Origin of the sequence: Campylobacter sp. LH-2024 (assembly GCF_048270605.1) — a bacterium.
Lineage (GTDB): Bacteria > Campylobacterota > Campylobacteria > Campylobacterales > Campylobacteraceae > Campylobacter_D > Campylobacter_D molothri.
The window spans coordinates 1,043,838-1,056,428 of sequence record NZ_CP168139.1 but is presented as its reverse complement, the minus strand read 5'-3'; the positions used below and the strand labels follow the sequence as shown (position 1 = coordinate 1,056,428).

Annotated in this window: 13 protein-coding genes; 9 read left to right on the top strand and 4 right to left on the bottom strand. The window is 28.4% G+C overall.

What is annotated here, in order from left to right; all coding sequences use genetic code 11:
• The first annotated feature begins 72 nt into the window (after positions 1-72).
• The 3 genes from ACD570_RS05385 to kcuS all read left to right on the top strand — a co-directional run bounded on the left by ACD570_RS05385 (position 73) and on the right by kcuS (position 3,478).
• Entirely contained in the window at positions 73-1,002 is a 930-nt protein-coding gene (locus ACD570_RS05385) for a ribose-phosphate pyrophosphokinase (protein WP_200279368.1), read from the top strand.
• Between the two features lie 144 nt (positions 1,003-1,146).
• The gene (locus ACD570_RS05380; RefSeq protein ID WP_337207553.1) at positions 1,147-3,300 is read left to right on the top strand and encodes a carbon starvation CstA family protein; all 2,154 of its coding nucleotides are present in this window, start codon (positions 1,147-1,149) and stop codon (positions 3,298-3,300) included.
• Positions 3,284-3,478: a KCU-star family selenoprotein gene (gene kcuS / locus ACD570_RS05375; RefSeq protein WP_200279365.1), complete on the top strand. Its 195-nt coding sequence runs from the start codon at positions 3,284-3,286 to the stop codon at positions 3,476-3,478. Before ACD570_RS05380 ends, kcuS begins: the two co-directional genes overlap by 17 nt.
• Positions 3,479-3,512: 34 nt before the next feature.
• Here the strand turns inward: kcuS and ACD570_RS05370 are convergent, their stop codons facing one another.
• The gene (locus ACD570_RS05370; protein WP_137624340.1) at positions 3,513-3,926 is read right to left on the bottom strand and encodes an acyl-CoA thioesterase; all 414 of its coding nucleotides are present in this window, start codon (positions 3,924-3,926) and stop codon (positions 3,513-3,515) included.
• A gap of 62 nt (positions 3,927-3,988) precedes the next feature.
• On the opposite strand from ACD570_RS05370, the gene ciaB reads away from it, so the two are divergent.
• Complete coding sequence (gene ciaB, locus ACD570_RS05365) at positions 3,989-5,836, top strand: invasion protein CiaB (protein WP_417904203.1); 1,848 nt, start codon at positions 3,989-3,991, stop codon at positions 5,834-5,836.
• 81 nt (positions 5,837-5,917) lie between these two features.
• Positions 5,918-6,214 carry an HU family DNA-binding protein gene (locus ACD570_RS05360; protein WP_200279360.1) on the top strand — a complete coding sequence of 99 codons (297 nt, stop codon included), beginning with the start codon at positions 5,918-5,920 and terminating at the stop codon, positions 6,212-6,214.
• 42 nt (positions 6,215-6,256) lie between these two features.
• Here ACD570_RS05360 and ACD570_RS05355 read toward each other — a convergent pair whose 3' ends face one another.
• Positions 6,257-6,697, bottom strand: a complete 441-nt coding sequence (locus ACD570_RS05355) for a hypothetical protein (RefSeq protein ID WP_239820606.1) — start codon at positions 6,695-6,697, stop codon at positions 6,257-6,259.
• 206 nt (positions 6,698-6,903) lie between these two features.
• Here ACD570_RS05355 and ACD570_RS05350 point away from each other — a divergent pair, with 206 nt between their 5' ends.
• From ACD570_RS05350 to ACD570_RS05335, 4 genes are all read left to right on the top strand, one after another.
• Positions 6,904-7,881, top strand: a complete 978-nt coding sequence (locus tag ACD570_RS05350) for a L,D-transpeptidase family protein (RefSeq protein WP_200279354.1) — start codon at positions 6,904-6,906, stop codon at positions 7,879-7,881.
• 4 nt (positions 7,882-7,885) lie between these two features.
• The gene (locus tag ACD570_RS05345) at positions 7,886-8,875 is read left to right on the top strand and encodes an alanine racemase (protein ID WP_417904202.1); all 990 of its coding nucleotides are present in this window, start codon (positions 7,886-7,888) and stop codon (positions 8,873-8,875) included.
• Positions 8,875-9,342 carry a tRNA (cytidine(34)-2'-O)-methyltransferase gene (locus ACD570_RS05340; RefSeq protein ID WP_200279348.1) on the top strand — a complete coding sequence of 156 codons (468 nt, stop codon included), beginning with the start codon at positions 8,875-8,877 and terminating at the stop codon, positions 9,340-9,342. Before ACD570_RS05345 ends, ACD570_RS05340 begins: the two co-directional genes overlap by 1 nt.
• Before the next feature lie 100 nt (positions 9,343-9,442).
• Entirely contained in the window at positions 9,443-10,909 is a 1,467-nt protein-coding gene (locus tag ACD570_RS05335) for an alanine/glycine:cation symporter family protein (RefSeq protein ID WP_337204687.1), read from the top strand.
• Positions 10,910-10,938: 29 nt separating this feature from the next.
• On the opposite strand, the gene ACD570_RS05330 is transcribed toward ACD570_RS05335, so the two are convergent.
• Positions 10,939-11,667 (bottom strand): amino acid ABC transporter ATP-binding protein, encoded by a 729-nt coding sequence (locus ACD570_RS05330; protein ID WP_374262815.1) that lies wholly within the window; start codon positions 11,665-11,667, stop codon positions 10,939-10,941.
• Positions 11,660-12,403: an amino acid ABC transporter permease gene (locus ACD570_RS05325; RefSeq protein WP_337198344.1), complete on the bottom strand. Its 744-nt coding sequence runs from the start codon at positions 12,401-12,403 to the stop codon at positions 11,660-11,662. Before ACD570_RS05325 ends, ACD570_RS05330 begins: the two co-directional genes overlap by 8 nt.
• Positions 12,404-12,591: the final 188 nt, after the last annotated feature.

Below are 12,591 nucleotides of genomic sequence, written 5' to 3'. Positions count from 1 at the left end.
AGGATTTTTTAACGTTTGTTTTATTAAAATCAATTTTTTGATTATTATCTTAGAAAGTATTAAGGTTATTTCATGAGAGGTTATAAAATTTTTTCAGGTTCGGCGAATGTAGAATTTGCAAGGCAAATTTCAAAATATCTTTCTTTACCTTTAAGTGATGCAGGTATTAAACGTTTTAGCGATGGTGAAATTAGTGTGCAAATTGATGAAAGCGTTCGAGGAAAAGATGTTTTTATAATACAAAGCACTTGTGTCCCAACTAATGACAACCTTATGGAACTTTTGATTTTAACTGATGCTCTAAAGCGTTCAAGTGCAAATTCTATCACGGCTATTGTTCCATATTTTGGTTATGCAAGGCAAGATAGAAAAGCTAATCCTAGAGTTCCAATTACTGCCAAATTGGTTGCAAATTTGATTCAAACTGCGGGAATTAATCGAGTTGCAACTATAGATTTACATGCTGGACAAATTCAAGGTTTTTTTGATATTCCAGTGGATAATCTTTATGGAAGTATTGTTTTTAATAATTACATTAAAAGTAAAAATTTTAAAAATGCTATTATTGCAAGTCCTGATATTGGAGGAATTGCTAGAGCAAGAAGTGTAGCTAAGCATTTAGGTCTTGATATAGTTATAGTTGATAAAAGAAGAGAAAGAGCTAATGAAAGCGAAGTGATGAATATCATCGGTGATGTAAAAGATAAGGAAGTTGTTTTAGTAGATGATATTATAGATACTGCTGGAACAATAGTAAAAGCAGCAGAGGTTTTAAAAGATAAAGGAGCTAAATCAGTAATGGCTTGCTGTACCCATGCGGTTTTAAGTGGTCCTGCCTATGATAGAATTGAAAATGGTGTTTTAGATGAACTCGTAGTGACAGATACAATTCCTTTAAGAAAAGAACTCCCAAATATTAAAGTTTTAAGTGTAGCACCAATTTTTGCTGAAGTGATACGTCGAGTTTATCATAATGAAAGTGTAAATTCTCTATTCCTCTAAAAATTTTTTTCCTATAGATTTAAATCTATAGGCTTTCTTTATAAAATTACTATATTAAATATAAAAATTATTTCTCATGTTTCTATTAATTTAAAAAAAATTAATATTTTATTTATTATAATTTATATTTTATTTTAAAAAGGAGTGAGAGTGTTGAAAAAAATTTTATGGTTTTTTGTCGCCTTATTGGGTGCTGCTTGTTTTTGCTATTTGGCTTTGCAAAATGGTGAAAAAGTTTCAGCTATCTATTTGGTTGTTTCGGCTATCTGTATTTATGTGATTGGATATAGAATTTATGGGCGTTTTATCGCTTTTAAAGTTATTGGACTTGATAAAAATCGAGCTACTCCAGCTAAAATAGAAAATGATGGACAAAATTTTGTTCCAACAAACAAAATTGTTTTATTTAGTCATCAATTTGCTGCAATTGCTGGAGCTGGTCCTTTAGTAGGTCCTGTTTTAGCTGCTCAAATGGGCTATTTACCATCTATGATTTGGATTTTAGTTGGTGGAGTTTTGGCTGGGGCTGTGCATGATTTTTTAGTTCTTTTTATTTCTATGCGTAGAAAAGGACGTAGTCTTGGAGAAATGATCAAAGATGAAATGGGAGGATTTACAGGCGGAGTTGCTATGCTTGCTATTTTTGGAATTATGATCATTATTATTGCTATTTTAGCTATGGTTGTTGTGAAATCTTTAGCTAATTCTCCTTGGGGATTGTTTACTATAGCAATGACTATTCCTATAGCAATATTTATGGGAATTTATATGCGGTTTATTCGTCCAGGAAGAGTAGGAGAGGCTTCGATTATTGGATTTATTTTATTACTGCTTTCTATTCACTATGGCCATGATGTATCTCTTAATCCAACTTTAGCACATTTTTTCACCTTTGATCAGCCTACATTGGCATTTATGATTATGGGATATGGTTTTATTTCCTCATTGTTGCCAGTTTGGTTTTTCTTGGCTCCAAGAGATTATCTTGCAACTTTTTTAAAAATGGGTGTTATTGTTGTAATGGCTTTTGCTATTTTATTTGTTGCACCTGATTTTTTAATGCCAAAAATTAATTATCAATATCTTGATGGAACTGGTCCTGTTTTTGCGGGTTCTATTTTTCCATTTTTATTTATTACTATAGCATGCGGAGCTATAAGTGGTTTTCATGCTCTAATTTCAAGTGGTACAAGTCCAAAAATGTTAGAAAATGAAGAGCATGCTTTATTTGTAGGATATGGGGCTATGCTTGCTGAAAGTGGTGTTGCTATTATGGCTTTAATTTGTGCTTGCATCTTACATCCTGGAATTTATTTTGCAGTTAATTCTTCTTCTGCTTTAATTGGTACTGATTTGGTTCATGCGGCTAAAGTAATTAGTGAATGGGGTTTTTTGGTAACTCCAGAAGAAATTACACAATTAACTAAAGATATAGGAGAGCAAACTATATTGTCAAGAACAGGTGGGGCGCCAACATTTGCATTAGGAGTAACTTTAATCTTGCATAAAATTTTTGGTGGTGTTGAATTTATGGGTTTTTGGTATCATTTTGCAATATTATTTGAGGCTTTATTTATTTTAACAGCTGTTGATGCAGGAACTAGAACTTCTAAATTTATGATTCAAGATATATTAGGCAATGTTTATAAGCCCTTAGGTAATATACATAATGTTTGGGCAGGTTTATTGGCTACTATTATCAGTGTTTCTTGTTGGGGATATTTTTTATATCAAGGAGCTATAGATCCTAATGGAGGAATTTATACCTTATGGCCACTTTTTGGAGTGAGCAATCAAATGTTAGCTGGAATGTCCTTGCTTTTGGTGAGTGCTATTCTTGCAAAAATGGGTAAAAAGAAATTTCTCTGGGTTACTTTGGTTCCAGCAATTTTTGTACTAATTGCCACTCTTTATGGAGGTATCCAAAAGATATTACCTTATGAAGAAGGAGCAAAAATTCAAAATACTGTTAGTCATGTTGCCACAGCTCAAATGAATAAAAAAGCTATTAAAAAATTAGAAGATGAAATTGCATCAATTAAGTCTCAAAAACAGCAATCAAGTCAAGAAGACCAAATAAAATTTGAAAAACAAATACAAGAAAAAGAACAGCAAATTTCTAATTTATCTCATTCTTGGTTTGGAAATGTTTTAGATGCTGTCTTATGTATATTCTTTATGCTTACAACCTTGCTTGTTATAGTTTCTTGTATAGGAATTTGTATAGGCAAAATTAAAATTCCATTAAAAGAAAGTCCTTATGTAGATCTTAACTCTTTAAATGCTAAGCAAATTTAAAAAAATTTATGAAAAAACTGAAAGGTTTTTTCATCCTTTAGTGGGACTTTCAAGTTATGATAAATATTTAGAGCATATGGAAAAATCACATCCAGAAAAAACTCCCAAAACAAGAGGGGAGTTTTTTAGAGATTGTTTAGAGAAAAAATATAATAGCGGCGGTTTAAATAAATGCTGATAATCTCTTAGGATAAAGTTTTTATCTTACAAAATTAGGCATTTAAAAAGCCGTGAATTCTTTTTAGTTCTTCACTGATAGGTTTTTTATTTCCTCGTCTATCAACGCTAACATAAGTAACAGTAGCAGATGTTACATTTACACATATAGTTGAACCAAACTCATCTACTCTTTGTGCGATAACTTCAACTTCAACACGTATTGAGGTTGTCCCAACTTTTACTACTTTTGCATAACAAGAGATAATATCTCCAACAAATACAGGTTGTTTAAAAACAACTTGTTCCATAGAAATAGTTACAACTCTTTCTGGAGAAAGTTCTCTTGCCGCTATTACGCCCGCTGTATCAATTTGTGATAAGATCCAGCCACCAAAAATATTACCTGCTGAATTTGTATCCTTTGGCATGGCAACGATTTTAAGTTTTGGTTCACCCATATCTTTCATTTTTTACTCCTTATTTTAAATAATAAATTATAATTCAAGAAAGTAAAGAAAGGAAATAAAAAATGAATAATTTCAAAGAAGTAGCAAAGCTTGTAAAAAAACGTAAGGAAAATATTAACCATTTTTATGATTTTTTAGATTTAGAATCATGGGGCGAATATTGTGAATATTTGCTTAAACTTAGTGAATTAAAAAAAGAAAAAAGTAGTTTGGTTGCTATTCTTAGACGATTGGTTGATTTAAAAGAAGAAAATTTAGTGCAAGAATGGAAGAAGAATTTTTTTAAAGAAGATAAAATTATAGAATTAAAACATAAATTTTATGAAGAGGTTAGAAAATTTTATGAAAAAGAACATCAAGAGCTTATTGATGAGATTATAAGCAAAAGATTATTAAATAATTTCTATGAAATTTTAATTCAAGGAGTTCATGAAATAGGGGTGATTATAAATTCCTATGAAATTTCTTGGACTAAAGAAATTATAGAAAAAAACAATAAAATTTTAGCTTCCCAGTTTCAAAATCTTGACGATGCTATTGATTTTTTACGTAAAAATAAATTATATCAAATAACACCTCAAGGAGAAATTTGCGAAAGAAGCTATGGGGTGCTTGTACGAATAGGAAATTTATGGAAATTTGTTCCTTATGCAAGATTTTTTGAAAATGAAACTTTAAAGCTTGAATTTGCTTTTGAAAAAATGATAGAAAAATTAAAAAATGTTGCCAAAGAAAAAGATGAAATGGCCTATATAGAGTATTTTGAAAAATTAAAAAATGCTTTTTGTCAAAAGGATGAGAACAAAATTGTTGGATCGTGGCAAGAAGCAGAACTCGCTTGGATGAAGGTTAAATCGCCTTTACAAGTTGGACATCCTTTGGAGTATTATGAAGATCACTATACGCATGCCGTTGCTTTAGAATGGGATATAAGATTAGAAGATGAAAGCAATTTTAATGCTTTAAAATTTAGTGATGAAATCAAACAAAGTTTTATAAAAGTATATAAAGATATAAATATCGAAGATGAAAATTTAAAAAAAGAAGTACTTAATAATATAGATAAAACACAACTTTATGTTTGTATGCCTATGATTTTTTATGGAGCTGAGCTTAAGGGTTTATTTTCTGCACAAGTTGTTCCAAATGATGAATTTGTAAGCAATATAGCAGGAAAGAAAATTTTTGCATTTTTAAATTTTGTTTATGAAAATACCCTAAGCAAACCTTTTATGAAAATTGCAAGTGAGGTTTTTGAGAAAGATTTTTTAGATTATGGTCGAGAAATTCTTTTTTTTAAAGAGAATATTTGGAAGCGTGTTTATGAAATTTCAACCATAGGTCATGAATTTGGTCATATCTTTTTTATTGCTAGTGATAGTGAAAAAAAGATGAATCAAAGTGGTTTTTTTAAAAATATAGAAGAATATAAAGCGACAATGGGAGGATTGATAAATTTTTTCTTTCATGAAGATAAAGAGCTTAGATTACCTGTTTTTCATGAGTTAATCAAAAGAGCAGTTTCTTTAATAGCTTGGCAAAAAGTTGATGAAGTGCAACCTTATTATACGGAAGGATTGATACATCTTTCTTTGCTTTTTAAAAGTGGAGTTTTAAATTTTAAAGATAATAGATTAAAAATTAACTTTAATCTAGAATTTTATGAAAAATTTAAATTACTTGCTTTAAATACTTATTATGATTTAACTAAACATTATGCTTTGAAATTAGATGCAAAAGAATTTTTAAATCATTTTTGCTTATTGGAAGATAAAGTTTTTATGCCTATAGAGGAAGAGTGTAAAGATTTTGTAAAATATTATTATAAACTTTATGAAAAAATTGGTAATGAAATTGATGATAGCGGTGAATTTGAGCTTTATAAAGCCAAAAAAATACAAAAAAAATAAAAAAAAAGTATTTTAATTCTTGATATTGTTTTTGTAATATGCTAGAATTAAGCGTTTTAATAAATAAAAAAAGGAGCTTTTATGACTAAAGCAGATTTTATTTCTCAAGTTGCTCAAACTGCTGGGCTAACAAAAAAAGATGCTACAGCTGCTACTGATGCAGTTATTGCTACAATTACTGATGTATTGGCAAAAGGCGATAGCATTAGTTTTATAGGTTTTGGTACTTTTTCAACAGCTGAAAGAGCTGCTAGAGAAGCTAGAGTTCCAAGTACTGGAAAAACTATTAAAGTTCCTGCAACTAAAGTTGCTAAATTTAAAGTAGGCAAAAACCTTAAAGAAGCTGTTGCTAAAGCTAGCGGCAAAAAAAAGAAATAATATAAAGGTCAGAAAACTGACCTTTACTAATTTTTTATTTTTTTATCTTTTTAAATCAAAATCAAAATAAAATATGCTTTTATTATTTTCTAGTAATTCTGCCCTAAAGCGCATCGTATGCATAAAGCAAGAAGAAAGTATAAATTGGCTTTCATAGTCTGTTTTATTGATTTGGTAAATTTTTGGTTTGATTTCTCCCATAAACATATTTAATCCATAAATTTTTAATTCTAAGTTTTTATACATTCCAAGGTTTTTAATGAGTAATTTTGTATTTTGTAAAGATTTGATAGGTTTGGGATCTAAAGAAATAAGAATCTGTTTTCCCTTGAATTGATAAGCGCAATCTTTAAAATTTAAATCACAAGCTAAAGGCTTTAAAGTATTTATATGAGGTTCTTTTTTTGAAATATTTTGATTAAGTAAAAAATAGAATACTGAAAGTATTAAAGCAAAAATCGCAATAAAAAATAATTTTTTCATGAAAATACATCCTACGAAAATTAAAATAAAATATTTTTTGGAATTATATTTAATATAAATAAATTATTTTTAAAAATATTTATAGTTTGTAATTTTAGCAATTATTATTTTTTAAGAAAAAGATAATATAATCTCAGTTTAAAAATTCTAGTAAGCAAAAGATAAAATTATTAATTTAAAATTATAAATTTTTTAAGGAAGATATATTGTTTAAAAGATTTCTCATTTTATTTTTTATAGGAGTGTCTATAACCAGAGCATCTGATTTGGTTAAGATTTATTTAGATCAGGGGTTAGAGGCTGTTGGAGTAGAGATTGAAAAAGAGCTAATGGATAAAAATTTCTGGTTATCTGAAATAGCGGACAAAAATGTCTCTCTTGGGTATTATAGTAGCAAAGTTGATATTGTTCTTACAAATAAAACTGATAAAATTCTTCGAGTATATTCCTATGATAATGGAAAAATTAAAAAAGATTTTGAGCAAAAATCAATCATTACAGGTTTAATGGGGGATAAAAAGGTTGAGGGAGATTTGAAAACTCCTATAGGTTTTTATGAATTAGGACAAAAATTTAATCCAGGGGATCCTTACTACGGTCCTTTTGCCTTTGCAACAACTTATCCAAATTTGTTAGACAAAGTACAGGGGAAAACTGGTGGAGGAATTTGGATACATGGCTATCCTCTTGATGGCACTAGAATCGATGAATTTAAAACAAAAGGATGTATAGCTTTATTTAATGAAAACCTTGAAAAATTTGCAAAGATAGTTCAAGATAGAAAAGTATTTGTAATGACCGAAGAAAAGGATAAAGTTAGGGCAAATAAAGAAGAAATTGCTTCTTTATTTGCAGATCTTTTTGCTTGGAAATTTGCTTGGACAAATAATAATATAGATTCTTATTTAGAATTTTACGATCAAAATGAATTTAAACGTTTTGATAAAATGAAATTTGAACAATTTGCTTCTATGAAAAAAGCTATTTTTTCTCGTAAAGAAAACAAAAAGATAAAATTTTCAGATATCAATATTAGCCCTTATCCAAATTTAAATAATGAAGTTATCTATAGAATTTCTTTTTACGAAGATTACTATACAAAAAATTATCAATTTAAAGGAAATAAAACTTTATATGTTAAATTAAATGATAAAGGAAAAATGAAAATTTTAGCAGAGCAATGATTTTATGTCTGTTATTAAATTGAATCAAAAATCATATGAAAATAATTTAAAACAAATTATTGAAAAAGCAGGGAATCCTTCGAAAATTATTTGCGTTTTTAAGGATAATGCCTATGGACATGGAGCTAAGATATTAGCTCCTATACCTAAAAAATTTGGTATTAATTTTGTTGCAGTTAAAAATGAAAAAGAAGCTTATGAAATTCAAGAATTCTTTAAAAATATTTTAATACTTTCACATAAACCTAATGGAAATGAAAATCCTCAGTTTATATATGCTTTAAATGAAATTTCTAAGGTTAAAGAATATAAAACTGGTACAAAAATTCATCTTAAAATAGATACGGGAATGCATAGAAATGGTGTTTTTGTAGAAAATATAGAAGATGCTTTTTTTAAAATTGACAAGGCAGGTTTAATTTTAGAGGGAATATTTACGCATTTTTCAAGTGCTGATGAACTAGATGGAAGTTTTTTTATTCAAAAACAAAAATTTCATCAAGCTAAAATTTTAGCGCAAAAAAAATATGATCATTTAATTTTTCATTCTTTTAATTCAGCAGCCTTGTTTAGAGCTCAAGATATTCCTAAAGATGAGTTATTTAGAATAGGGATTGCTCAATTTGGCTATGGAGATGAAAAATTAGAAAAAATCTTAAGTCTTTATGCCCATAAATTAAGCGAAAGAATTTTGGAATCTGGTCAAAGCGTAGGGTATGGTAGATCTTTTAGCGCTTATGAAAAAATAAAAATTGCTACTTATGATTTAGGTTATGCTGATGGGTTATTTCGTTACAATGGAAAAGGTGATTTGGCTTTGGCAAATCATAAAAATATTTTAGGCAAAATTTCAATGGATAGCTTTTCTTGTGAAGATTGTGGCGAAGAAATTTGTGTATTTAATGATGCTAATCTTTGGGCTGATTTTTTTAATACAATTTCATATGAGATTTTAGTTAAGCTTCATCCAAATATTCCAAGGATTTTAGTCTAATGTTTAATATAGTTTTAGTTAATCCTAGAATTCCTCAAAATACAGGGAGTATAGGAAGAATGTGTTTTAATGCAGGCTTTAAGCTTCATATTATTAAACCAATTGTTTTTGATATTTCTCAAAAAGCTGTTCGTAGGGCAGGACTTGATTATTGGGAAAAATTAGAGCCTATAGTTTGGGAAAATTTGGAACTTTTTTTAGAGAAAAATTTAAAATTTAAGGATCGTTTCTTTTTTGCCACAACAAAGAGTAAAAAACCTTATTTTGAGGTCAAATTTAAAGAAAATGATTTTTTATTTTTTGGCAGTGAAAGCTACGGTTTGCCTATGGAGCTTATGCAAATTAATTGGCAAAATGCCATTACTATTCCAATGAAATCTTGCGGAAGAAGTTTAAATCTAGCTACTAGTGTCGGAATTGTTTCTTATGAGGCTTTAAGACAAAATTTTAAATATTTTATTTCCTAAGGTAACAAATTTATATTTTTTCATTATATTTTTTATAAGTAAATATGTTTTTCATAAAAAATATGTTAAAGTAAATTGAAATCAAGATGAAAGGATATACATGGGAGAACAAAATTTAAATATTTCATTTAGCGAAAAAATTATCAATTATTTGGGATATATTACTCCTTATACAGATACAATAATGGTTATTTTACTTATTGTTTGTGGAATTTATTATAGTTTTTTGACAGGTTTTGTGCAATTTCGTATGCTTAAATCTGTATTTTCAATTTTAACAGAAAGAAATAGTGAAAGCTCTAAAGAACATATTTCACCTTTTCAAGCTTTGATGATATCAACAGCTTCTAGAGTGGGAATAGGAAATATTGCAGGCATTTCATATGCGCTTACAACGGGAGGTGCTGGAGCTTTATTTTGGATGTGGATTATGGCATTTTTTGGCGGAGCTTCGGCGTTTGCAGAGAGTACTTTAGCACAAATTTATAAATCCAAAGATGAAACAGGCGGTTTTAAAGGCGGTCCAGCTTATTATATAAGAAAGGCTTTGGGTTCGCATTTTTTTGGATCTTTTTTTGCTTTTATATTAATTATCACTTATGCTTATGGCTTTAATGGTTTACAAAGTCAAACAATGACATCTGCATTTAAAATATATTATGATATGTTTAATCCAAATTCATCAATAGGATTTGCTTCAAGTTATTGGCCTATTATTATTGGTATTATTTTGACAATTTTTGGATCATGGATGTTTTTTTCTCATCATACAAAAATTGGTAAAATAAGCTCTTTAATTGTTCCTTTTATGGCTATGGCTTATATTTTGCTTGCAATTATTGCTGTTTTAATCAATTTTGGTAAAATTCCTTCTGTAATTCATATGGTTTTAGAAAGTGCTTTTGATTTTAAAGCAATTTTTGGCGGCTTTGCTGGTTCTGTTTTAGTAATAGGGATTAAAAGAGGACTTTTTTCAAATGAAGCAGGAATGGGATCTGCTCCGAATGCTGCAGCCGCAGCTCTTACTAGCCATCCTGTTAAACAAGGAATTATTCAATCTTTTTCAGTATTAATTGATGTTGTTGTTTGTACTAGTTCTGGATTTTTGGTGCTTTTTTCTATGGCTTATTTAAATTTTCACGGAAGCAATATCGGAGATGGTATGCCATTGGTGCAAGAAGCTATGAGAGAATATTATGGAGGATTTGGAATTCATTTTGTTACTATTGCCATTGTTCTTTTTGCTATTACATCATTAATTGGAAATTATTATTATGCACAAACTAATGTAAAATATTTGACCAATTCTAAGTTAATTATGAATTTATTTAGGATAAGTGCAGTAGCTATGATATTTATAGGATCGCAAATGAATTTAAAACTTGCTTGGAGCTTAGCAGATCTTACTATGGCTTTTATGGCAACAACAAATATTATTTCTTTATTGCTTTTAGGTGGTATTGTAAATAAAACATTAAAAGATTTTAACATCCAGCAAAAAACAAAGAAAGATCCTCATTTTAGTGCTTCGAAATTAAATATAAAAAATGCAGAATGTTGGAATTAATCAGTCTTGAAAATCAAGACTGATTTGACTTAGTGATTTAAAATCTTATTTAAAAATTCTTTTAATCTTTCGTTTTTTGGACACTCAAAGACTTCTTGAGGAGTATTGTCAATTGCTATATTTCCTTTATCCATAAAGAAAATTCTATTGGCAACATTTTTAGCAAAACCCATTTCATGGGTAACTACGAGCATGGTTAAACCTTCTTTGGCAAGTTCTTTCATGATGCTTAAAACTTCCCCTATTATTTCAGGATCGAGTGCCGAAGTAGGCTCATCAAATAAAATTATATCTGGATTCATCATTAAACTTCTAGCAATAGCTATGCGTTGCTTTTGTCCTCCTGAAAGTTGATGGGGCATAGCATCTTCTTTATTTGTAAGTCCAACTTTTTTAAGCAAATTTCTAGCTTTCTCAATAGCTTCATTTTGATTTAAAATTTTAGTTTTTACAGGAGCTAAACATAAATTTTGCATAATAGTCTTATTGGCAAAAAGATTAAAATGTTGAAAAACCATACTGACTTTTTGGCGTATTTTGTTAATATCTGTTTTAGGATCTAGTATATTTTCACCCTTGATAAAAATTTCTCCACTGTCAGCTAATTCTAGTCGATTTATACAACGCAAAAAAGTACTTTTTCCTCCGCCACTTGGTCCTATAATAGCTATAATATCACCTTGTGAAATTTCGGCATTAATATTTTTTAAAACTTCTAAATTGCCATATTTTTTATATAGATTTTTTATTTTAATCATTTTGATTTATCCTAGTTTCAAGTTTTTTAGCAAAATAACTAAAAATTTTAACACTTATGTAATAAATTAATCCTGTAAATATTATAGGCTTTGGATTGTAAAAAATCGCTTGTAAGCTTTGACTTTGCATAGTAATATCAATAACACTAATAAAACCAACCACAGAAGTTTCTTTAAATAAAGAGATAAATTCATTTACCAAAGCAGGTGAAATATTTTTTATGGCCTGTGGGAGGATAATCTCTTTCATTGAAGTTTGATAATCAAGCCCCATGGCGCGAGCAGCTTCCATTTGACCTTTATCTATACTATTAATTCCACTTCTAACTATTTCTGCAATATAAGCAGAACTGTTCAATCCTAAAGCAAAAATAGCTGCATATAAATTATCTATAAAAGTTAGAATTACAAAAGAGAAAATCATAAGTTGTAAAATAACAGGCGTTCCGCGAATAATATCAATATATTCATCAATTATAAAATTTAAAGCTTTGATATTGAAAAATCTTAAAATAGCTAAACCAAAACCAACAATTATGCCAATAAAAAGAGCACAAACGGTAAGTAAAAGAGTAACACCATAACTTTTTAAATATGCATTAGCATTTGCTGTATAACCATAGCTTATTTCTCCATTAGAATTTTTAATTTGTAGAATTTCAATTGGAAAAGAAAAATAAGCCCATAAAATTATAATGACAAGAAATACAAAAATTCTGATATTTTTTTGATTCAAAATTAACTACCTTTTAAAATAATCTTAAAAACTTGAATTTTATGAAATTATCTTTGATTTTTCTTTAAATATTTATAAAATTATGTTAGGATTTTTCAAAGGAGGTTTATAATTTATGTCAATTTTGGATTTTATTTTTATAGCTTTTTTTGTCTTTTTTATGATTTTTTTAATATTAGGTTTTAATA